Origin of the sequence: Acidovorax sp. ACV01, from assembly GCF_014851495.1 — a bacterium.
Taxonomy (GTDB): Bacteria; Pseudomonadota; Gammaproteobacteria; order Burkholderiales; family Burkholderiaceae_C; genus Acidovorax; species Acidovorax radicis.
This window is the reverse complement of sequence record NZ_JACUZT010000004.1, coordinates 20,959-42,180: the sequence shown is the minus strand read 5'-3', so window position 1 is coordinate 42,180 and position 21,222 is coordinate 20,959. Positions and strand designations below refer to the sequence as shown.

Annotated in this window: 17 protein-coding genes; 14 read left to right on the top strand and 3 right to left on the bottom strand. The window is 66.0% G+C overall.

From position 1 onward, the window contains the following. Window positions 1–70: 70 nt before the first annotated feature. From IB243_RS12800 to IB243_RS12750, 11 genes are all read left to right on the top strand, one after another. A complete protein-coding gene (locus IB243_RS12800; protein ID WP_192427495.1) occupies window positions 71–1,669 on the top strand; it encodes an ABC transporter ATP-binding protein in 1,599 nt (532 codons plus the stop codon). Then, window positions 1,662–2,735, top strand: a complete 1,074-nt coding sequence (locus IB243_RS12795) for an ABC transporter permease (protein ID WP_010461650.1) — start codon at window positions 1,662–1,664, stop codon at window positions 2,733–2,735. Before IB243_RS12800 ends, IB243_RS12795 begins: the two co-directional genes overlap by 8 nt. Next, window positions 2,735–3,655, top strand: a complete 921-nt coding sequence (locus tag IB243_RS12790; RefSeq protein WP_057228637.1) for an ABC transporter permease — start codon at window positions 2,735–2,737, stop codon at window positions 3,653–3,655. Before IB243_RS12795 ends, IB243_RS12790 begins: the two co-directional genes overlap by 1 nt. 111 nt (window positions 3,656–3,766) lie before the next feature. Next, window positions 3,767–4,933, top strand: a complete 1,167-nt coding sequence (locus tag IB243_RS12785) for a BMP family ABC transporter substrate-binding protein (protein ID WP_010461648.1) — start codon at window positions 3,767–3,769, stop codon at window positions 4,931–4,933. Window positions 4,934–5,030: 97 nt separating this feature from the next. Then, window positions 5,031–6,011 (top strand): aromatic ring-hydroxylating dioxygenase subunit alpha, encoded by a 981-nt coding sequence (locus IB243_RS12780; protein WP_192427494.1) that lies wholly within the window; start codon window positions 5,031–5,033, stop codon window positions 6,009–6,011. Further along, complete coding sequence (locus IB243_RS12775; RefSeq protein WP_010461646.1) at window positions 6,011–7,063, top strand: adenosine deaminase; 1,053 nt, start codon at window positions 6,011–6,013, stop codon at window positions 7,061–7,063. The genes IB243_RS12780 and IB243_RS12775 overlap by 1 nt, the downstream gene beginning before the upstream one ends. Before the next feature lie 269 nt (window positions 7,064–7,332). Beyond that, entirely contained in the window at window positions 7,333–8,907 is a 1,575-nt protein-coding gene (locus IB243_RS12770; RefSeq protein ID WP_010461645.1) for a methyl-accepting chemotaxis protein, read from the top strand. Between the two features lie 112 nt (window positions 8,908–9,019). Continuing rightward, entirely contained in the window at window positions 9,020–10,141 is a 1,122-nt protein-coding gene (locus IB243_RS12765) for a BMP family ABC transporter substrate-binding protein (RefSeq protein ID WP_192427493.1), read from the top strand. Between the two features lie 108 nt (window positions 10,142–10,249). Beyond that, window positions 10,250–11,548 carry a guanine deaminase gene (gene guaD, locus IB243_RS12760; RefSeq protein ID WP_192427492.1) on the top strand — a complete coding sequence of 433 codons (1,299 nt, stop codon included), beginning with the start codon at window positions 10,250–10,252 and terminating at the stop codon, window positions 11,546–11,548. 80 nt (window positions 11,549–11,628) lie between these two features. Beyond that, window positions 11,629–12,201, top strand: coding sequence for a dCTP deaminase (gene dcd / locus IB243_RS12755; RefSeq protein ID WP_010461637.1), 573 nt, complete (start codon window positions 11,629–11,631; stop codon window positions 12,199–12,201). 116 nt (window positions 12,202–12,317) lie between these two features. Continuing rightward, window positions 12,318–12,686, top strand: a complete 369-nt coding sequence (locus tag IB243_RS12750) for a hypothetical protein (RefSeq protein ID WP_192427491.1) — start codon at window positions 12,318–12,320, stop codon at window positions 12,684–12,686. Between the two features lie 71 nt (window positions 12,687–12,757). Here the strand turns inward: IB243_RS12750 and IB243_RS12745 are convergent, their stop codons facing one another. The 3 genes from IB243_RS12745 to pcp form a co-directional block, all read right to left on the bottom strand. Further along, window positions 12,758–14,455 carry a diguanylate cyclase gene (locus IB243_RS12745; protein ID WP_192427490.1) on the bottom strand — a complete coding sequence of 566 codons (1,698 nt, stop codon included), beginning with the start codon at window positions 14,453–14,455 and terminating at the stop codon, window positions 12,758–12,760. Further along, window positions 14,452–15,435 (bottom strand): delta(1)-pyrroline-2-carboxylate reductase family protein, encoded by a 984-nt coding sequence (locus IB243_RS12740; protein ID WP_192427489.1) that lies wholly within the window; start codon window positions 15,433–15,435, stop codon window positions 14,452–14,454. The genes IB243_RS12745 and IB243_RS12740 overlap by 4 nt, the downstream gene beginning before the upstream one ends. A gap of 67 nt (window positions 15,436–15,502) precedes the next feature. Continuing rightward, window positions 15,503–16,204, bottom strand: a complete 702-nt coding sequence (pcp, locus tag IB243_RS12735; protein ID WP_225584943.1) for a pyroglutamyl-peptidase I — start codon at window positions 16,202–16,204, stop codon at window positions 15,503–15,505. 124 nt (window positions 16,205–16,328) lie between these two features. On the opposite strand from pcp, the gene IB243_RS12730 reads away from it, so the two are divergent. From IB243_RS12730 to IB243_RS12720, 3 genes are all read left to right on the top strand, one after another. Next, window positions 16,329–17,201 carry a neutral zinc metallopeptidase gene (locus IB243_RS12730; RefSeq protein WP_192427487.1) on the top strand — a complete coding sequence of 291 codons (873 nt, stop codon included), beginning with the start codon at window positions 16,329–16,331 and terminating at the stop codon, window positions 17,199–17,201. A 168-nt stretch (window positions 17,202–17,369) separates the two neighbouring features. Beyond that, on the top strand, window positions 17,370–19,505 hold the full coding sequence (locus IB243_RS12725) for a SulP family inorganic anion transporter (RefSeq protein WP_192427485.1): 2,136 nt from the start codon (window positions 17,370–17,372) through the stop codon (window positions 19,503–19,505). Window positions 19,506–19,668: 163 nt separating this feature from the next. Further along, window positions 19,669–21,165 (top strand): DEAD/DEAH box helicase, encoded by a 1,497-nt coding sequence (locus IB243_RS12720; protein ID WP_192427483.1) that lies wholly within the window; start codon window positions 19,669–19,671, stop codon window positions 21,163–21,165. The last annotated feature ends 57 nt before the right edge of the window (window positions 21,166–21,222 follow it).

Genomic DNA, 21,222 nt, shown 5'->3' with positions numbered 1-21,222 from the left:
CATGCTGAACAAGCGCAAGAAGGTGTTTTCATTCTTATAACAAGTTGTAAAACTGAGAGACAATCCCCGCATGAGTTCACCTCCTACTTCTCCCGCTCCGGGGGCGCCACCACCCCGGTTGCAGCTGACGGGCATTACCAAGCGCTACCCGGCCGTGGTGGCCAACAGTGGTGTGTCGCTCACGGTGCTGCCCGGCGAGATCCACGCCGTGCTGGGCGAGAACGGCGCGGGCAAGTCCACGCTGATGAAGATCATCTACGGCTCGGTCAAGCCCGACGAAGGCAGCGTGTTCTTCAACGGCCAGGCCGTGCAGGTGCGCAACCCGCAGGAGGCGCGGGCGCTGGGCATTGCCATGGTGTTCCAGCACTTCAGTTTGTTCGACACGCTCACCGTGGCCGAGAACGTCTGGCTGGGCCTGGACAAGAGCCTGACGCTGGCCGAGGTCACGCAGCGCATCACCGCCAAGGCGGCTGAATACGGCCTCGACATTGACCCGTTGCGCCCCGTGCACACGCTGAGCGTGGGCGAAATGCAGCGTGTGGAAATCATCCGCGCGCTGCTCACCAACCCCAAGGTGCTGATCCTGGACGAGCCCACGTCGGTGCTCACGCCCCAGGCGGTCGAAAAGCTATTTGTGGTGTTGCGCAAGCTGGCCAGCGAGGGCTGCAGCATCCTCTACATCAGCCACAAGCTGCACGAGATCCGCGCGCTGTGCACCGCCTGCACCGTCCTGCGCGGCGGCAAGGTGACGGGTGTGTGCAACCCGGCGGAAGAATCGAATGCGTCCTTGTCGCGCCTGATGATCGGCGCCGAGCCGCCCGCGCTGGAGCACCGTGCCGTACAGACTGGCGCCACGGTGCTGCGCGTGCAGGGCCTGTCGCTGCCGCGCGCCGACCAGTTCGGGGTGGACTTGATCGACCTGCAGTTCGAGGTGAAGGCGGGCGAAGTAGTGGGCATTGCCGGTGTCTCGGGCAATGGCCAGAAAGAGTTGCTCTATGCCCTGTCGGGCGAAGATCAGCGCGCTGAGCCGACCAGCATCCAGGTCTCGGGCCAGAACGCAGGCCGCATGGCACCCAACCAGCGCCGGGCGCTGGGCTTGCATTTTGTGCCCGAAGAGCGCCTGGGGCGCGGTGCCGTGCCCACCATGGGCCTGGCGCACAACCTGCTGCTCACGCGCACCAATTCGGTCAGCGGCAGCGGTTGGATCATGGTGGGGGCGTTGCAAAAACATGCCGAGGCCATCATCCAGCGCTTCAACGTCAAGGCCGGTGGCCCCCATGCAGCGGCCAAGTCGCTGTCGGGGGGCAACCTGCAAAAGTTCATCGTGGGGCGCGAGATCGACGCCAACCCGAAACTGCTCATCGTCTCGCAACCCACCTGGGGCGTGGACGTGGGCGCTGCCGCGCAGATTCGCGGATCGATCCTGGCATTGCGCGATGCGGGCTGCGCGGTGCTGGTGGTCAGTGAGGAGCTGGACGAATTGTTTGAAATCTGCGACCGGCTGCATGTGGTGGCCAAGGGGCGCCTGTCGCCGCAGGTGGCACGCGCGGACGCCACGGTGGAACGCATAGGCGAATGGATGAGCGGCCTGTGGCATGCCGATGTGCAGGCCCACCTGGCCCAGCAGCATCAACAACAGGCGCAGGCCGGGGAGGCGCAGCATGCTTAAGCTGGAACCCCGTCCCCAGGCTTCTGGCTGGTGGACCTATGGCTCGCCGCTGCTGGCGCTGGCGGTCACCGTGCTGATTGGTGTGGCCTTGTTCGTGGCGCTGGGCAAGGACCCGGTGCGCGGGCTGCAGGTGTTCTTTTGGGAGCCGGTCAGGACGCCGTATGCCATCGGTGAACTCATGGTCAAGGCCACGCCGCTGCTACTCATTGCACTGGGGCTGGCGGTCTGTTTTCGCTCCAATGTGTGGAACATCGGCGCCGAGGGCCAGTTTGTGATCGGCGCGGTCACTGCGGGGGGCATGGCCCTGTTGGCCGACAAGACCACCGGCCCCTGGATCGTGCCCGCCATCCTGCTCGCCGGCGTGCTGGGCGGCATGGTCTGGGCAGGGCTCACGGCGCTGCTGCGCGACAAGTTCAACGCCAATGAAATCCTGGTGAGCCTGATGTTGGTCTATGTGGCCACGCTGGTGCTGGGCTACCTGGTCTATGGCCCGTGGAAAGACCCCATGGGCTACAACTTTCCGCAGACCAAGACCTTCGAAAAAGTGACGCAGATCCCGCGCCTGATGCAGGGCTCGCGGGTGTCCATCGGCCTTTTGCTGGCGTTGGCTGGCGCGGCGGCGCTGTGGGTGTTTCTGTTTCGCACCCGTGCGGGCTTTGCCCAGCAGGTGGGCGGCCTGGCCCCGGCGGCGGCGCGGTATGCCGGTTTCTCGTCGCGCAAGGCGTTGTGGACGGCACTGTTGATATCCGGTGGCGCGGCAGGCCTGGCAGGCGCACTGGAGGTGGCAGGGCCGATTGGCCAGCTCACGCCCTACGTGCCGGCAGGCTACGGCTTTGCAGCCATCATCGTCGCCTTTGTGGGGCGGCTGCACCCGGTCGGCATGATTCTTTCGGCCATCCTCATGAGCATGTTCTACATCGGCGGCGAGCTGGCGCAGTCGCGCATGGGGTTGCCCAAGTCGCTCACGGGTGTGTTCCAGGGTTTGCTGCTGTTCACGCTGCTGGCGTGCGACACGTTGATTGCCTACCGCGTGCGCTGGGTCGGCAGCAAGAAAGGAGGTGTCTGATGGAGTCTTATGCACTGCTCATCGGCGCCACGCTCAGCGCAGGCACCGTGTTGGCCATTGCGGCCCTGGGCCTCCTGATCAATGAGAAGGCAGGCATCGTCAACCTCGGTGCCGAGGGCATGATGCTTTGCGCGGCCATTGCGGGTTTCGCCACCGTGGTGCACACCGGCAACACCTGGCTCGGGTTTGCGGCGGGCATGGCAGCCGGGGCGATTCTTGCCGCCATCTTTGGCGTGCTCGTGATCTGGCTCAACACCAACCAGTACGCCACGGGGCTGGCGCTCAGTCTGTTCGGGGTGGGCTTCTCGGCGTTTGCAGGCATCAGCTATGTGCAGGCCAAGCTGCCGGAGCTGCCCAAGTACGCGATTCCCGTGCTGGGCGATGTGCCGCTGCTCGGCCCTGCGCTGTTCCAGCAGCATCCCCTGGTGTACATCACCATGCTGCTGGTGGCGGGGCTCATCTGGTTCTTGTACCGCTCGCGCGCCGGTCTCGTGCTGCGCTCGGTGGGCGAGTCGCCCGAGTCCGCCCATGCGCTGGGCTACCCGGTGCGGCGCATCCGGCTGGCGGCCGTGGTGGTGGGCGGTGCCTTGTGCGGGCTGGCGGGGGCGTACATCTCCACCGTCTACACCCCGCTGTGGGTCGAGGGCATGGTGGCCGGGCGCGGCTGGATTGCGCTGGCGCTCACCACCTTTGCCACCTGGCGCCCGGCACGGGTGTTGCTTGGTGCCTACCTGTTTGGCGGCGTGACCATGCTGCAGTTCCACTTGCAGGCCACGGGCGTGCAGGTGGCCAGCCAGTTGCTGAGCATGCTGCCGTATGTGGCCACCATCGTGGTGCTGGCGCTGATCTCGCGCAATCCGGCGTGGATCCGCATCAACATGCCTGCCTCGCTGGGCAAGCCGTTTTATCCGGGCAGCTGAAATGGAAGGCCGCCGCCACAAATGCTGGTTACCCAGCGGTAGATCGCCCCATAATTAATGTTTTCGTCCCGCAACCTTTGCAAGTCTTACCTCTTCAATAAGGAAACCGACATGACTGATCTGCAGAAACGCTCCATGCTCAAGGTGGCAGCGCTGTCCGCTGTGGCCGCAGCCGCCCTCGTGGGCTGTGGCAAGAAGGAAGAACCGGCACCCGCCCCTGCGCCTGCACCGGCCCCCGTGGTGGAAGCCCCGGCGCCCAAGCCCGAGCCACTGAAGATCGCTTTTGCCTATGTCGGCCCCGTGGGTGACGGTGGCTGGTCGTTCGCCCACGACAACGGCCGCAAGGCCATCGAGAAGGAATTTGGCGACAAGGTCGTCACGAGCTTCGTCGAAAGCGTGCCCGAATCGGCCGACGCCGAGCGCGTGCTGCGCGACCTGGCGGGCCAGGGAAACAAGCTGATCTTCGGCACCACCTTCGGCTACATGGAGTCGATGCTCAAGGTCGCGGAAGACAACAAGGGCGTGAAGTTCGAGCATGCCACCGGCTACAAGACCGCCGAAAACATGCGCACCTATGACAGCCGCACCTACGAAGGCGCCTACATGGCCGGTGTGATCGCCGGCGCCATGACCAAGTCCAACACGCTGGGCGTGGTCGGCTCGGTGCCAATCCCTGAAGTGATCCGTAACATCAACAGCTTCACGCTGGGTGCGCAGTCGGTCAACCCCAAGATCAAGACCAAGGTGGTGTGGGTGAACGAATGGTTCAGCCCACCGAAGGAAACCGAAGCGGCCACCTCGCTGATCAACGGCGGCGCCGACGTGCTCTTCCAGAACACCGACTCCCCCGCCGTGCTGAAGACGGCGCAAGAGAAGGGCAAGCGCGCCTTCGGCTGGGATTCGGACATGACTGCCTACGGCCCCAAGGCCCACCTGGCATCGGCCATCATCAATTGGGGCCCCTACTACGTCAAGGCTACCAAGGACGCACTGGAAGGCAAGTGGGCCACGGGCCAAAGCTGGTGGGGTGTGAAGGAAGGTGCGATTGACATCGTCTCCATCGCCGAAGACGTGCCTGCCGACACCAAGGCCAAGGTCGAATCCATCAAGAAGGGCCTGGCCGATGGCTCGTTCCAGATCTGGAAGGGCCCCATCGTGGGCCAGGACGGCAAGCCCGTGCTGGAAAAGGACGCAGTGGCCGATGACAAGTTCCTGGGGGGCGTGAACTTCTACGTCAAGGGCGTGGAAGGCAAGATCCCTGGCGGCGACAAGAAGTAAATCAACCAACCGGCCTGCGGGCTGGTTGGAACGGAGAGGGCCGCCTGCGGGTGGCCCTTTTTTCATGGGTGTGCTTTCTTTTTCGAGGAGCCGATAGATGCTCGAACCGAGCCTGTGGCATCCGGTGGCTTTGGTGGGCGATGTGGCGCAGACACCCGTCGCCGTGCAGTTGCTGGAGCAACCGGTGGTGGTGTGGCGGGATGCTGCGGGCGTGGTGCAGGCATTTGCCGACCAGTGCCCGCACCGGGGTGCCCGGCTGTCGCTGGGCCGCGTGACGCCGGACGGCCGGTTGGAGTGCCCGTACCATGGCTGGCAGTTTGTGGCCGGAGGGCGATGCACCCAGGTGCCCGCATTGCCCACGTTTGTGCCTCCGCCTGCGCATTGCGCTCGGGCTTTTGTAGCCCGTGAGGCCTATGGCCTGGTATGGGTGTGCATGGATGGGGCGAGGACGGCGTTGCCCGTATTTGCGGCCGAAGACGACGCGCGCCTGCGCAAGCTCAACTGCGGACCCTACGACGTGGCGGCCAGTGCACCGCGCATCATCGAGAACTTTCTGGACATGTCGCACTTTGGCTTTGTGCACGAAGGCTGGCTGGGCAGCCGTGAAGCCACCGCCATCGACGACTACCGCGTGGAGCCAACGCCCACGGGCCTGCTGGCCACCGGCTGCAAGGCTTGGCAGCCCCAGTCCAATCTGCATTCGACCGCCCCGGCGCAGGTGGAGTACACCTACGAAGTCACGGCGCCCTATGCGGCTGTGCTGACCAAGGTGCCAGAGGCAGGCACCACGGCGGTGGATGGCTGGCGCGAGTCCATTGCGCTGTTCATCTGTCCGGTGACGCCGGTGCGCAGCCGCGTGTGGTTTCGCCTGGCCGTGGCAGATTTCGATTCGCCCGACGAAAAGCTGCAGGCCTTTCAGCACACCATCTTCACGCAGGACCAACCCGTGCTGGAGTCGCAGATGCCGCAGTGCCTGCCGCTGGACCTGCGCGCGGAGTTGCATACCGCTGCCGACAAGGCATCATCTGCCTACCGCCGTTTTTTGCGCCAAAGCGGCATCACCTTTGGAGTCTGCTGATGTTTAAAGTGCCCCCCATTTCTGCCGAGCGCCTGCCCGGTCTGCTGCGCGCCATGCCCAAGGCCGAGCTGCACATCCATATCGAGGGCTCGCTGGAGCCCGAGCTGATCTTTGCCCTGGCACAGCGCAACGAGCTGGTGTTGCCCTATGCCAGCGTGGAAGACTTGCGCAGCGCCTACGCGTTCACCAACCTGCAGAGTTTTCTGGACATCTACTACGCCGGTGCCAGCGTGCTGCTGCACGAGCAGGACTTTTATGACATGGCGCGCGCCTACCTGGGGCGCGCGGCGCGCGACAACGTGCTGCATGCCGAAATTTTCTTCGACCCGCAGACCCACACCGCACGCGGCGTTGCCATGGAGACGGTCATCAACGGCCTGTACCGGGCTTGTGAAGATGCACGCAGGGAACTGGGCATCAGTGCCACGCTGATCCTGTGTTTCCTGCGCCACCTCAGTGAGGAGTCTGCCTTCGAAACCCTGGAGCAGGCACAACCGCTGCTCGACAAGATCGTTGGCGTGGGGCTGGATTCGAGTGAGTTGGGCCACCCGCCCGAAAAGTTTGCCCGCGTGTTTGCGCGCTGCCGCGAGCTGGGCCTGCATCTGGTGGCGCATGCGGGCGAGGAGGGCCCTCCTGCCTACATCTGGAGCGCGCTGGATGTCCTCAAGGTGGAGCGCATCGACCACGGGGTTCAGGCGGTGCATGACGCCGCCCTGATGCAGCGGCTGGCGCAGGATCGCATCGCACTCACCGTGTGCCCCTTGTCCAACCAGAAGCTGTGCGTGTTTCCCAATCTGGCAGACCACAATCTGGGCAAGCTGCTGGATGCAGGGCTGGCAGCCACGGTCAACTCGGACGACCCCGCCTACTTTGGCGGCTACCTCAACGAGAACTTCACCCAGGTGTTCGCCGCCACGGGCCTCACTGCGAAGCATGCCTACCAACTGGCGTTCAACAGCTTCGAGGCGAGTTTTGCGGGCAATGCCGACAAGCGGATCTGGGAACACAAGCTCAAGGAAACCTTTGAGCGGTGTGTGGAACACGACTATTGAGCGGGCCGCGCTGCGGCGCTGGCGGTGGGCGCGGTGAGCCCTTAGCCCGGCTACGTTGAGGGTGTTGCTCTTCATGGGTGAGCGCGATGGCTTGGGGCTGCCGTCGCTGCCGGGTTGTCCGAGATTTCGGGTAAACCCTTAAAATAATAAGTATTCATTCGAATAGCCTAGGGCCGTTGCCCCTGAGGCAAGTCTTCGCCACAGCCCCCCTGTCTTTTGCACCATCGCCCTGCGCGATGGCTGCCCTCACCCGTTTTCGGAGTCGTTCCATGTTTCTCAGTCGATTTTCCATTGGCAAGCGCCTGACCCTCGTGCTTGGCCTGATCCTGGCGCTGTTCTTTGCGAGCAGCGTGGTGGCCGTGGTCAAGTTGGGCCAATTGGGCAAAGAGATCAGTGCCATGGTCGACGACAACATCAAGACCGAGCGCGCTGGCTCTGACTGGCTGCGCCACACCACGTCCGGCGTGCAGCGCGCAGCCGCCATTGCCAAGAGCAGTGATGCCAGCCTGATTCCGTATTTCGCCCCTGCCACGGCAGCGTCGATCCGCGACACCAACGAACTCCAGAAGTTCATCGAGTCCAAGATGGACAGCGCGGAAAAGAAGCAGTTGTTCGCCAAGGTGGGTGAGCTGCGCAAGGACTATCTCGCTGCCCGGGAAGAGGTGAGCAAGCTCAAGCAGGCCGGCGATGCAGAGAGCGCCAACAAGGTCTTTACCGAGCGGTTTGAACCCACTTCGCGCAGCTACCTGGCCGGTGTGCAGCAAATGGTGGACGGCCAGCGTGTCGAGCTGGATGCAGCTGGCAAGCGCAGCGAAGAACTGCGTGCCCAGACCACCTTGCTGCTGCAGATCTGCACCGGTGTTTCGCTGCTGCTGGGCGCCCTGCTGGCTTGGCTGCTGACCACCAGCATCACTCGCCCGTTGCGCCAGGCCGAGGCGATTGCCGAAGCCATTGCCGACATGGACCTGACCGGTGCGCCCCAGACCAGCTACGCCAACGACGAGACAGGTCACCTGTTGCGCGCGTTGGATGTCATGCGCAGCGCGCTGCACCGCTCGCTGCAGCAGGTGCGGGGTGTGGTGGACAGCATTTCCACGGCCAGTACGCAAATCGCCATGGGCAACCAGGACCTGAGCGCGCGCACCGAGCAGACGGCCAGCAGCCTGCAGGAGACCGCCAGTTCGATGGAGGAACTGACCAGCACCGTGCGCCAGAGCGCGGATTCCGCCGTGCAGGCCAACCAGCTGGCGGTGTCGGCCGCGCAGGTGGCGCAGCGCGGTGGCGAGGTGGTGGCCCAGGTGGTGACCACCATGGACGAGATCAATTCCAGCAGCAAGAAGATCGCCGACATCATCGGCACTATCGACGGCATCGCCTTCCAGACCAATATCCTGGCGCTCAATGCTGCGGTGGAAGCGGCCCGTGCGGGGGAGCAGGGGCGTGGTTTTGCCGTGGTGGCCAACGAGGTGCGCTCGCTGGCCCAACGATCGGCCAACGCCGCCAAGGAGATCAAGACGCTTATCGGTGTGTCGGTGGAAAAGGTCGAATCGGGCGCTGCGCTGGTGCAGAACGCCGGGACCACCATGGGTGAGATCGTCAGCTCCGTGCGCCGCGTGACCGACATCATTGGCGAAATCAGCGCGGCCGCCTCGGAGCAAAGCTTGGGCATTGGCCAGGTGAACGTGGCAGTGGCGCAGCTGGACCAGATGACGCAGCAGAACGCCGCGCTGGTGGAGGAGTCCACGGCCGCTGCCGAGAGCCTCAAGGACCAGGCGTCGCGCCTGGCCGACGTGGTCGGAGCCTTCCGCCTGGGCGCGCCATCGAACACGCTGCGACTGCACTGAGCACCGCGCCAGCGCTGGCGCAGACCCACTGAGTACAATATTGCCCTTGCAAAGGCTGCTGTCCCGGCAGCCTTTTGCTTTTTCTGCCATCGGGACCATGTAGAGGACTACCATGTATAAAAACCTCGCCACCGCACTGCGTGCGGTCTGTGTGAGTGCGCTGTTCGGCGCCGTTTCCACCCCCACCGCTTTCTCCCAGCCAACGGCCGCAGCGCCCGGCACCGGGCCCGTCAAGGCCGGTTTCGTCTATGTTTCGCCCATCACCGAGGCGGGCTGGACGAAGCAGCACGACGATGGCCGCAAGGCCGTGGAGGCAGCCCTGGGCAAAGACGTCAAAACCACCTTTGTCGAGAACGTGGCCGAGGGCGCCGATGCCGAGCGCGTGATCCGCGACCTGGCTGCTACTGGCCACCAGATCATCTTCACGCCCAGCTTTGGCTACATGGAGCCCACGCTCAAGGTGGCGCAGGACTATCCGAATGTGAAATTCGAGTCCATCACGGGCTACAAGACCGCGCCCAACGTGGCCACGGCCAACGCGCGGTACTACGAGGGCCGCTATCTGGCCGGTATTGCCGCAGGGCGCATGAGCAAGACCGGCGTGGCTGGTTTCGTGGCGGGCTTTCCCATCCCTGAAGTGCTGCAGGGCATCAACGCGTTCACGCTGGGCATGCGCTCGGTCAACCCGCAGGCCACCGTCAAAGTGGTGTGGCTCAACGTGTGGTTCGACCCACCCAAGGAGCGCGATGCGGCCATGGCGCTTTTCAACCAGGATGTGGACGTGATCGCGTTCCACACCGGCTCTACGGCCGTGATGGCGGCCGCACAGGAGCGGGGAAAAATGGCCGTGGCCTACCACTCGGACATGCGCCGCACCGGGCCGGATGCCCAGATCGTGGCCGTGACGCACCAGTGGGGCGGCTACTACACCGAACGTGCGCGCGCGGTGCAAAACGGCACCTGGAAGAGCGCCAACCTCTGGGGTGGTGTGCGGGAGGGTATGGTGCGCGTGGGTGACTTTGGCAGCAAGATGCCCCTGGCCGTGCAGCGGGAGGTGCTGGCGGCGCAGAAGGCCATTGGCGCGGGCAAGCTGCAGCCGTTCCGCGCGGGCAAGGCCGCGGTGCGGGACAACGAAGGGCACGAGGTGATTGCCGCCGGCCAAGCGCTGGCCGATGCGCAGATCCTGCAGATGAACTGGCTGGTGGAGGGGGTGGTGGGCAAGTTGGCGCGTTGAGGGCTGGCTTGGCGTTGCCTCCGGGTGCTGGACTGCCGTGGCGCTGCCATAGTATTTATCTGCCCGGGCGTATGCCTGTAGCCCGTGGCCCCCGCTAAGCTAGCGCCCATGCCTGTATACCGTTCCGCCCTTTTGCGCTTTGCCGACGATGGCCGCGCCCTGTATGACGAAGATGGTTTGCTGGCCACAGGCCCGGATGCCCAGGGCCGCCAGCGGGTGCTGGCGGCAGGTTCGTGGCAGGCACTGGGCTCGCAGTATGCAGGCCAACCCGTTACGCAGCTTCCCGGCCGCATTCTGGCGCCGGGGTTTGTGGACATGCACATCCACTTTCCCCAGACCGATGTGATCGGTTCGCCCGCCGACGGCCTCTTGCCCTGGCTGGAGAACTACACCTTTCCCCATGAGTCGCGGTTTGTCGAATCCGGCTACAGCGAGCAGGTGGCCACGTTCTTCCTGGCCGAGCTGCTGCGCAATGGCGTGACGACGGCGCTGGCGTTTGCCACCTCGCACCCCACGTCGGTGGATGCGCTGTTTGGCGAGGCTCAGCGCCAGCAGATGCGCCTGATCACCGGTAAGGTGCTGCAGGACCGCCACTCGCCCGACGGTGTGCGCGACGACACCGAACAAAGCCTCATCGATACCGAAGCGCTGATCCAGCGCTGGCATGGCGTGGACCGCCTGGGCTATGCGATCACGCCGCGTTTTGCGCCCACCAGCACGCCTGTGCAGCTGCGCGGAGCGGGCGAGCTGGCGGCGCGCTACCCCGATGTGTGGGTTCAGTCGCACGTGGCAGAGAACCTCGACGAGATCCGATGGGCTCGCGAGCTGTTTCCCGCCTCGCGCAGCTATCTGGGTGTGTATGACGACTTTGGCCTGATGCGCAACCGGGCGGTGTACGCGCATTGCATCCACTTCGATGATGACGACCGCGCCCTGATGCGCGACACCGGCGCGGTGGCCGCCGTCAGCCCCACCAGCAACCTGTTCCTGGGCAGCGGCTTTTTTGACTACGCGGGTGCTGACCGCGTGGGCTTTGGCTACGGGCTGGCGAGTGATGTGGGCGGCGGCACCAGCTTCAGCCCGTTCCACACCATGCTGGCGGCGTACTACGTGGGGCGCGAAGGGCAGAGCAAGCAGGGCCTGAGCCTGTCGCCCCAGCAGCTGTGGTGGCAACACACGGCGGGGGCGGCCAAGGCGCTGGGCCTGGCCGGGGTGGTGGGCAACCTGCAGCCCGGCTGCGAGGCGGATTTTCTGGTGCTGAACCCGCAGGCGACGCCCCTGCTGGCGCGCAAGACTGGCCAAGCGCGCAGCCTTGATGAGCTTTTGTTTGCGCTGATCGTGCTGGGGGATGACCGTGTGGTGGAGCAAACCGTGATTTCTCAAGCAAAATACGGCTCCAGCGCTTGATCATCAAGCGCTACCAGCTACGTATTTAATAGCGCCCGGTGGTTTCCAACCGCCTGGGCCACAGCGCAGGGAGTTCTGCTATGAGCATCAAGAGCGACAAATGGATCCGCCGCATGGCGGCCGAGCACGGAATGATCGAGCCCTTCGAGCCCGGCCAGGTGCGCGAGGCCGAGGGCAAGAAGATCATCAGCTATGGCACCAGCAGCTACGGCTACGACATCCGCTGCGCGCCCGAATTCAAGGTGTTCACCAACATCCACAGCACGGTGGTGGACCCGAAGAATTTCGATGAAAAGAGCTTTGTGGATTTCGAGGGCGACAGCTGCATCATCCCGCCCAACAGCTTTGCACTGGCCCGCACGATGGAGTACTTCCGCATTCCGCGCAATGTGCTCACCATCTGCCTGGGCAAGAGTACCTATGCCCGTTGCGGCATCATCGTCAACGTCACCCCGTTCGAGCCCGAATGGGAAGGCTATGTGACGCTGGAGTTCTCCAACACCACGCCGCTGCCGGCCCGCATCTACGCGGGCGAGGGTTGTGCCCAGGTGCTGTTTTTCGAGAGCGACAAGGACGACGTGTGCGAGGTCAGCTACCGCGACCGGGGTGGCAAATACCAGGGCCAGGTGGGCGTCACCTTGCCCAAGGCGTGAGCGCTGGCCCGGCTGCGTCCTACAGCGCCTCAGCCCGTTGGCTGAAATGCAAGCGCAGGTAAGGTTCTTAGCATGGTGTCATGCCACCGGGGGTTCCGGTGGCCACGGAGTCCACCATGCTGACCTTTGCTGCGATGACTGCACCCGCCAAGGCCCGGGGTGCTGCGTTTCCTCTACATGCCCCTGGGGAGGCTACAGGCGACCCGGCTTCGGCCCACGGCGCATTGCATCCCGCCGCCATGTCCCACGCCCACTATTGGCCCTGTGAGCTGCTCAACGCCTTCATCCTCAAGATGGCCGCCACGGGCCACTGCGTGAACACCGCCATGATGCTGGGACACCGGCCCTACGCGCTCGAACAGCTGGCCGTGGCGCGGGCCGTGCAGGACGACAGCCTGAATGCGCTGGCTTTGCGACTGCAAGCCTATTTTGACGCTGCGGCGCCCCAGGGCTGTGCCGTGGTGGCCGAGATCAGCGAGGTTTAGAACAGGTTCTTGGCGCGGCTCCTGCACGCCGCTGGCCCTGGTGTGCGCTGACCGCCGTTCACGGACTGCGGTCACGCCTCCACACAGACCCTGTTGCGGCCCTGGCCCTTGGCCTCGTAGAGTGCCGCATCGCCCCGGCGAAGGATGTCCATGCTGCTGTCTTGCAGGCCGCGCATGCTGGCCACACCAGCGCTCACGGTAATGCGTCCCACCACGGGGTCGAGCTGTTCGGCCATGGCTTCGACCAGCGCCTGCGCGATGGCCTGGGCGCCCACGAGGTCGGTGTCGGGCAACAGGGCCACAAATTCTTCTCCCCCCAGCCGTGCGACCACGTCCGAGTTGCGCAGCCGCATCTCCAGCGTGCGGGCCAGCCGGCGCAGCACCTCGTCCCCGGCTTCGTGGCCATAGGTGTCGTTCACGCGCTTGAAGTGGTCCACATCGACCGTGATCAGGCTCAAAGGCCTGCTGCTGCGCCGTGCCAGCGCCAGGGCAAAGGCCATCTGCGTTTCGAAACCACGGCGGTTGAGCAGGCCGGTCAGTGCATCGGTGCGGGCCTGCAGGTCCAACGCGCGGTTGGCGGCCTCCAGTTCCAGCGTGCGCAGGCGCACTTTTTCCTCCATGGCTTCGTGGGATGCCAGAAGCCGGTGTGTCATGCGGCCCAGTGCCCTGGACAGTTTGCGCACTTCGCGGCTGCTGTGCGCCTGGGGAATGCGGGTGCCGGGCTTGTCGGCTTCCACGGCGCTGGCGGCATCTGCCAGTGCGTACAGGTCTTCGCTCAGGCGGCGTGCCGCCAGCCACGCCAGCACCGAGGCCAGGAGTGCGGCAGTCAGTCCGATGACCAGCGCGGTGCGCACGGTGCGGTGGGCCTCGGCGAAAGCGAGTTCCACGGGCTCGCGGGCAACAATGCGCCACCCGAGGTCGCTGGCGCTGTTGCGTGCCTGCAGCGCGACGGTGGCTGTGAGGTAGCTGCGACCGTCCATCCACCGCGCCACGGTGGCCGGGCTCGCGGTGCGGTCGGCAGTTGGCGGTCTGCCCAGCTCGACCGGCAGGCGCTGCCCAGCTTCCTGCAGGGCCCGGGTCTTGCCATCGGGCGCGTAGATCAGCGCATCCTTGTGGTCAAAGACGAACAGTTCCACGGCCTGGTCGTCGGTGCGCGGTGGAGTCAGGCTCTCCATGACCTCCCGGGTCCATTCCCAGCTGCCATGGATCCCCACCACGCCAATGGTGGTCGGGCCCAGGCGGATGGGCGCTGCAAAGTCGACGAAACGGTAGGGCTCGCCCGAAGGTGGCGGGGCCAGTAGCTGCTCCAGCAGCTTGGCTGGGTGGATATCCCCCACATGCAGTTTTTGCAGGCCTTCCCTGAACCAAGGGCGCTCTGCAACGCTCTGGCCCACCAGCAGGCCGCCCGTGGCAGTGCGCACTATGCCCTGGGCATCGGCCACGCCGATCCACACGCTGTGGGGCTGGGTGGCCTGGCTGCGCGCCAGCATGTGGTGGGCTTCGGGGCTGTCGAGCCCTTTGGTCCAGACGGCCTCGGCGGCGGCCAGAACCTCGGCCTCGCGGCTGCGCTCCAGCAGGCCGTTGGCCAGCAGCTTGCCCGCGTTCTCGGCAATCACCTGCAGGGCGGACCCGGCATCGCGTTCGATGCGCAGCTTGAGCAGTTCGCCAAAGGCAAGCGACAGCAGTACCGCGAGGCCAACCACCAACGTGCCGAACACCAGCGCGATCTGCGAGCGCAGGCTGTGGTCCGAGAACCGGAGCGGGCTCATGGTGTGGCCTGTGGGGGTGGGGCGGGTTGCCCGGGCGGCGCGGCGCCCATGCCCAGGCGCATCGCCAGGCGGGCGGCGGCCAAGTCCCAGCCTGCCCAGCCGCAGCTTTTGAACAGCACCGGCCCAGCGGGCGGGGCACGCTCGCCCTGCAGAACATCCCGCAGCGTGGGCAGCGTTCCCACGTCGAGACCCGCCTGCAGCAGATCGCCCGCCTCGTGGCGCGCATCTTCACTGTCCACCACGATATGCCCGTGCGCTGCCACATGGCGGCAGAAGGCGGGCGCCAGTTCCGCCATGGCCGGGGTGAAGGCCCCCACCGCTGCCACAAAGGCGTCCGGCCGTGGCGGGGCGCTCAGCACCACGCTGTGCGCCGGGGTGCACACAGCGATCAGCGGGCAATGTGGCAGGGCGGCGTCGGCATCTGCCACCGTGCGTGCCTGGACGCCCAGCGCGTGGGCCCGCCGGACCAGGGCCTCGGCGCCGGCTGCGCCGCGCGAGGCCACCCACACGTCGCGCACCCCCAGGCCCAGAACAAAGGCCTCCAGGTGGGCCAGGCCCTGCACGCCGGCACCCACGATGAGCAGCGGGCCCTGCCGATCCCGCGCAAGATGCCGCGCGGCCAGCAGCGACGCAGCCGCCGTGCGCCGTGCGGTGATGGTGGGACCGTCCAGTACCAGGCGGCGTTCGCCCGTGGCAACGTCAAACACCACGACATCGCCCTGGATCGCGGGGCGGCCGGTGCCCGTGTTGGCAGGGGTCAGCGTGATGAGCTTGGCCATGGCCACACGGCTGTCGTTGGCGGGCATGACAAACAGGTTGCCCCCCTGGGGCAGCGGCAGCACTGTGCGGGCAGGCACCGAGACCGTGGTGTCCAGCAGCAAAGTTGCGATCTCGTCGGCCAGCGCATCCCACGGCAGACACGCCGCAGTGGCTGCAGCGTTCAGCGCACCCGGGGCCTGTGAAGAAGGGGTGATAGGCATTCGCCGACTTTACACAGCGGTGGCGGGGCGTGGGGAGCGGGCAAGCCCCGGGTGCCGGGCGGTGTATTCAGTGCGTAGCACCTGCCCCGAGGGCTATGTCGCTCTGGTGGAGCACAGCGGCCCACAGGGCGGCGTGGATGCCGCGCACCATGTCCCGCAGCGCCAGATGGGGCGTGCCTTGCCCGGGCAGCCAGGGCACGTGCACAAACCCGCCACGGGCGCCCGCCGGGCCCACACCGTGCGCCTGCAACATCTGCATCAGCCCGTACAGCACATGGTTGCAGACAAAGGTGCCCGCTGTTTGCGATACCTCGCAGGGCACACCAGCTTGCTGCACGGCACGCAGCATGGCTTTGAGGGGCAGGCTCGCAAAGTAGGCGGCAGGCCCGCCGGGCACCACCGGCGTGTCGATGGGCTGGGCACCTACATTGTCGGGAATGCGGGCGTCATTGATATTGATGCCCACCCTCTCCAGCGACAGCGCACTGCGCCCACCAGCCTGGCCCAGGCAGACGGTCAGCACGGGCCGGTGGGCAATGGCCAATGCCCGCAGCTGATGCAGCGATTCGCCAAAGACGGTCGGCAGTTGCGCCGCCACCACGCGGTGGCCAGCGATGCGTTGCCCGTCCAGCGCCTCGGCGACCAGCCAGCTGGGGTTCAGGGCGTCGCCGCCAAAGGGGTTGAAGCCCGTGAGCAGGATCACCTTGTCGCCGGTGGGGGTGTAGTGGGAGGCGTCGTGGAGCATGGGGCGGCCGAGGTTGGGGTCCATTGTGCAAATCCAAATCCGCCTGCGGGCACGGGCAGGCGGGCCATCGTAAACGGCCCACCAGGTTCCCGTGCCGCGTAACATGGCGGCCATGCCCTCCACACTGCGAGGGCGCTGGAGACACAGTATGAAATGGGAAGGCAATCGCGAATCGGACAATGTGGAAGACCGGCGCAGTGGTGGCGGCGGTTCGCCTGTTTTCGGGGGGCGCAACATTGGCATCGGCACCATCGTCATCGCCCTGGTGGGTGGATGGGTGCTGGGCATCAATCCGCTCACGATCTTGGGGCTGCTCAGCGGTGGGGGGCCGCCCGCACAGGTGCAGTCGCAAGGGCCGGCCCAGCGCCCGCCGGCCGACGACACCATGGCCCGCTTTGTCTCGACCGTGCTGGCCGATACCGAAGATGTGTGGCAGGCCGTGTTCCGCCAGGGCGGTGGCACCTACCAGGAGCCGCGCCTGGTGTTGTTTCGTGGCGCCACGCCCACGGCCTGTGGCACCGGGCAGGCGGCGATGGGCCCGTTCTACTGCCCGGCGGACCAGAAGGTCTACATCGACCTGGGCTTTTATGAAACCCTCAAGAACCGCCTGGGGGCGCCGGGCGACTTTGCCCAGGCCTATGTGATTGCCCATGAGGTGGGTCACCATGTGCAAAACCAGCTGGGCATCAGCGGCAAGGTGGAACAGATGCGCGGCCGTGTGGGCAAGGCGGAATACAACGCGCTCTCGGTGCGGCTGGAACTGCAGGCGGATTGCTTTGCCGGGGTGTGGGCGCACCATGCGCAGAACGCGCGCAAGATCCTGGAGCAGGGTGATGTGGAAGAGGCCATGAACGCGGCGGCCAAGATCGGCGACGACGCCCTGCAGCGGTCCAGCGGCGGGGCAGTGGTGCCCGAAAGCTTTACCCACGGCACCAGCGCACAGCGGCAGCGCTGGTTCAACAACGGCCTGCAGAACGGCAGCGTCAAAGCCTGCGACACCTTCGCAGCGCGGAGTCTTTGAAACACCCCCCTGAGCCGCTTCGCGGCTTCCCCCCGCTCTCGCAACGCTGCGCGTTGCGGGCAGGGGGACGCAGCCAGCGCGGCGGGGCGGCCCTTGCGCGGCTGCCCGGGCATGGGCCGCGCCGGTTTTGTGGAGTTTGGGTGACCTACGGCGCTATGGAGAACTGAGATGTCCCCTGCTGAGTCCCTGCAGCCTCTCCGGTCGCCGGGCATGGCCGCCGCATGGTCGGCTGCGGCGGTCACGGTGCCCCACGCGGTGGGCCTGGGCCTGCTGGCCTTTGCGCCCCTGGCGGGCGAGCATTCCCTTGCCGCGCTGGCGTTGTGGTCGGCGGCCTTGCCGGGCCTGTTGCTGACGCTGGTGGTGCCGCGTGCGGGTGTCGTCTACGCGCCCACGACCGTGGTGGCGCTGCTGTTTGCGGCCGTGCTGGCCACCGCCCATGGTGCGGCCCCTGCGCTGGGCCTGAGTGCGCGCCAGGTGCTGGCCGTGAGCGGGGCCACGGTGGCGCTGGCGTTTGTTTTCCAGTGGCTGCTGGGTGTGCTGCGGCTGGCCTCGGTGGCGCGGTTCCTGCCCGTTTCGGTCACGCATGGCTTTGCGGCCGGGGTGGGGTTGTCGATGGTGGTGGGGCAGGTGCGCAACGGCTTCGGTGCGGGGCCCGACGCCCTGTGGGACGCCCGCACCGGCTGGCACCTGCTGGCGGCGGTGGCCGTGGTGGGGCTGGCCTGGGGGCTGCGCTGGCGTTGGCCCCGGATGCCGGGGCTGCTGTCGGCCGTGGTCCTGGTGGCGCTGGCCGTGGCGGTGGCGGGGCTGTGGGGTGGTGGGCTGGGGGATGTGTTCGCTGCCGCCGCGCAGCCCAGCCAGTTTGCCGGCCCGCTGTGGCCGGACTGGACGGGCGTTCCCTGGATGGCACTGGCGCAGCAGCACGGGTCGGACCTGGTGGTGCTGGCGCTGTTGATGGCGCTGGTCAACAGCCTTGAGATTCTGGTTTTCAACCAGGAACTGGAGCTGGACCATGGCCTGCGCAGCAACGCCAACCTGACCTTGCGCCGCGAGAGCCTGCTGGGCGTGTTGTGCGGGCTGGCGGGGATGATTCCCGCATCCACCAGTGCATCGCGCTCGCGCATCGTGCTGGCGCAGGCGGGCCCGTCTCGCGATGCACCGCGCTGGCATGCCGGCATCATGCTCGGCGTGGCGGTCACGGGCGCCTGGTGGCTGCACTGGGTGCCCATGGCCTGCCTGGCGGGTGGGCTGGTGCTGGCAGGGCTCATGCAGGTACCGGGCCTCATGTGGTCGCTGCGCTACGCGCAACGCTCGCGGGTGACCTGGGCGCAGAGCTGGCTGGTGGCGCTGGTGTTTGCCGTGATGGGCGGCGTGGGGGCTCTGGTGGCGGGTCTGGTGGTGGCCACCTTTGTGTTGCTGCACGACTCCGCCGCCAAGGTGCTGCGCCATGTGCGGCTGGATGGCGAACTGCGCTCACGCCGGCTGCGCCGGGCGGGGTCGGACACCTGGCTGGTGCCGCGCATGAACCAGGTGGCGGTGTTTGAGCTGCAGGGCGTGATGTCGTTCGGCGTGGCGGCCCATCTGGCCGAGCAGGTGCGTTTGCTGCTGCAGCCGCGCCACCGCTGGGTGATTCTGGATGCGGGCCGCGTGCCCGCCTGGGACAGCACGGCATTGGCGCAGTTGCGAGCGCTGGTGCGCGACCTGGGCCAGCAGGGCATTGCTGCTGCCGTGGCGGCGCTCGACCCGATGGCCGCCGAGCATGCGGGCGACCACGTGCGCGCCTTTGCCGACCTGGACCGTGCCTTGGAGTGGGCCGAGGCCGGCATCCTCTCGCAGCGCCCCATTGAGCAACGCCCCGCCCGGCCAGAAAGGGATCTGCTCGGTGAGATTGGCGAGGGCGTGCCCCGGGCGGCGGCCGAGGCCCTGATGGCCGTGCTGGAACCCCTGGCCGTGCCGCCCCACGGGGTGGTGTTCCGGGCGGGTGACACCGACCACGACCTGCTGGTGGTGAAGTCGGGCCACGTCACGCTGGTGACCCAGTGGCCGCCCGACAAGGGGCTGCGCCTGGCCACGGTCGGGCCGGGCATGGCGTTTGGCGAGATGGCCTTCCTCAACGGCGCTGCGCGCAGCGCCTGTGCGGGTTCTGAACGGGGGTCTGCGCACCTGGTCCGCCTGTCGCGGGCGCACTTTGATGCCTGGGCCCGGCAATACCCCGAGGCGGCGCTCACGGTGATGAATAACCTCGCCCAGATCGGGGCGAGGCGCCTGGCCGTGACCACACGTCAATTGCGGGCTGTGCTGGAGTAAGCTTTGCATAAAAATTGCCCCTGGAGATTGATGGGTAAGCGCTGATAGCTATAAAAATAATAGTTCCTGGTGGAAGTGTGTTGGTCAAAAAGACGCGCCATGTACCACGCCCAAACTGCAAAAAATCGCTTTTTGGGCCACCGGTGCGACAATAGAGGGCTAAATGACAAGTTCCTTTTCCAATCTATCGCTGGCTGAACCGCTCGCGCGCGCCGTAGCCGAAATGGGCTACGAGTCCATGACGCCCATCCAGGAGCAGGCCATTCCGGTGGTGCTCACAGGGCAAGACGTGATGGGCGCAGCCCAGACGGGCACCGGCAAGACGGCGGCTTTCTCGCTGCCTCTGCTGCAACGCCTGCTCAAGCACGAAAGCAGCTCCACATCCCCGGCCCGCCACCCCGTGCGTGCCCTGGTGCTGTTGCCCACGCGGGAGCTGGCCGACCAGGTCGCCCAGCAGATCGCGCTGTACGCCAAGTACACCAAGCTGCGCAGCACCGTGGTGTTTGGCGGCATGGACATGAAGCCCCAGACCATCGAGCTGAAAAAAGGCGTTGAAGTGCTGGTGGCCACACCAGGCCGGTTGCTGGACCACATCGAAGCCAAGAACGCGGTGCTCAACCAGGTCGAGTACGTGGTGCTCGACGAGGCCGACCGCATGCTAGACATCGGTTTCCTGCCGGACCTGCAGCGCATCCTGAGCTACCTGCCTAAGCAGCGCACCACGCTTCTGTTCAGCGCCACGTTCTCGCCCGAGATCAAGCGCCTGGCCAGCAGCTACCTGCAAAACCCCATCACCATCGAGGTGGCCCGCCCGAACGAAACGGCCTCCACGGTGGAGCAGCGCTTCTACAGCGCCAACGATGACGACAAGCGCCGTGCCATCCACCAGGTGCTCAAGACCCGGGGTCTGAAGCAGGCGTTCATCTTCGTGAACAGCAAGCTCGGTTGTGCACGCCTGGCGCGCAGCCTGGAGCGTGAGGGTCTCAAGACCACCGCGCTGCATGGCGACAAGAGCCAGGACGAGCGCCTGAAGGCGCTCGAGGCCTTCAAGAGCGGCGAGGTCGATCTGCTGGTGTGTACCGATGTGGCCGCGCGTGGCCTCGACATCAAGGACGTTCCGGCCGTGTTCAACTTCGACGTGCCGTTCAACGCCGAAGACTACGTGCACCGCATCGGCCGCACGGGCCGTGCGGGCGCGTCGGGCCTGGCGGTCACGCTGGTGTCGGGCAGCGATGCCCGCCTGGTGGCCGACATCGAGAAGCTGATCAAGAAGAAGATCGAACTCGAAGCCATCGAATACGAAGAAGACCAGCCCCGTGGCCGCATCAACGACGGCCGCCGCGCCTGGCGCGAAGCCGGCGAGACGGGCGATGGACGCGATGCCATCTCGGCGGCCCCGCGCCGCGAACGTGAACGCGAACACCGTGGTGGCCGCGAATCCCGCGAGCCGCGTGAACAGCACCGTGGCTTCCGCCCGGCCGTTGCCTCGCGCGATCCCTTCTTTGAGAAACCGTATGAGGCCAGCTCCGCTGCAGATGCAGCGCCTGCCTGGGAGGCTGCCAAGTCTGCACAACGCAGCAGCATCTCCGCCAACATCAAACCCAAGCGCAAGGTGGCCGCACTGTTCAAGGCCGCCCAGCCAGAAACCTCGGTGCAATAGTCAAAATCAGGCCTTTTCAGGCCTGTAGCGCTTGATGGATAAGCGCTGATAGCTATA

Coding starts and splice junctions, on each gene's coding strand:
- IB243_RS12800 (WP_192427495.1), top strand. CDS start 71: ATGAGTTCACCTCCTACTTCTCCCGCTCCGGGGGCGCCACCACCCCGG.
- IB243_RS12795 (WP_010461650.1), top strand. CDS start 1,662: ATGCTTAAGCTGGAACCCCGTCCCCAGGCTTCTGGCTGGTGGACCTAT.
- IB243_RS12790 (WP_057228637.1), top strand. CDS start 2,735: ATGGAGTCTTATGCACTGCTCATCGGCGCCACGCTCAGCGCAGGCACC.
- IB243_RS12785 (WP_010461648.1), top strand. CDS start 3,767: ATGACTGATCTGCAGAAACGCTCCATGCTCAAGGTGGCAGCGCTGTCC.
- IB243_RS12780 (WP_192427494.1), top strand. CDS start 5,031: ATGCTCGAACCGAGCCTGTGGCATCCGGTGGCTTTGGTGGGCGATGTG.
- IB243_RS12775 (WP_010461646.1), top strand. CDS start 6,011: ATGTTTAAAGTGCCCCCCATTTCTGCCGAGCGCCTGCCCGGTCTGCTG.
- IB243_RS12770 (WP_010461645.1), top strand. CDS start 7,333: ATGTTTCTCAGTCGATTTTCCATTGGCAAGCGCCTGACCCTCGTGCTT.
- IB243_RS12765 (WP_192427493.1), top strand. CDS start 9,020: ATGTATAAAAACCTCGCCACCGCACTGCGTGCGGTCTGTGTGAGTGCG.
- guaD (WP_192427492.1), top strand. CDS start 10,250: ATGCCTGTATACCGTTCCGCCCTTTTGCGCTTTGCCGACGATGGCCGC.
- dcd (WP_010461637.1), top strand. CDS start 11,629: ATGAGCATCAAGAGCGACAAATGGATCCGCCGCATGGCGGCCGAGCAC.
- IB243_RS12750 (WP_192427491.1), top strand. CDS start 12,318: ATGCTGACCTTTGCTGCGATGACTGCACCCGCCAAGGCCCGGGGTGCT.
- IB243_RS12745 (WP_192427490.1), bottom strand. CDS start 14,455: ATGAGCCCGCTCCGGTTCTCGGACCACAGCCTGCGCTCGCAGATCGCG.
- IB243_RS12740 (WP_192427489.1), bottom strand. CDS start 15,435: ATGCCTATCACCCCTTCTTCACAGGCCCCGGGTGCGCTGAACGCTGCA.
- pcp (WP_225584943.1), bottom strand. CDS start 16,204: ATGGACCCCAACCTCGGCCGCCCCATGCTCCACGACGCCTCCCACTAC.
- IB243_RS12730 (WP_192427487.1), top strand. CDS start 16,329: ATGAAATGGGAAGGCAATCGCGAATCGGACAATGTGGAAGACCGGCGC.
- IB243_RS12725 (WP_192427485.1), top strand. CDS start 17,370: ATGTCCCCTGCTGAGTCCCTGCAGCCTCTCCGGTCGCCGGGCATGGCC.
- IB243_RS12720 (WP_192427483.1), top strand. CDS start 19,669: ATGACAAGTTCCTTTTCCAATCTATCGCTGGCTGAACCGCTCGCGCGC.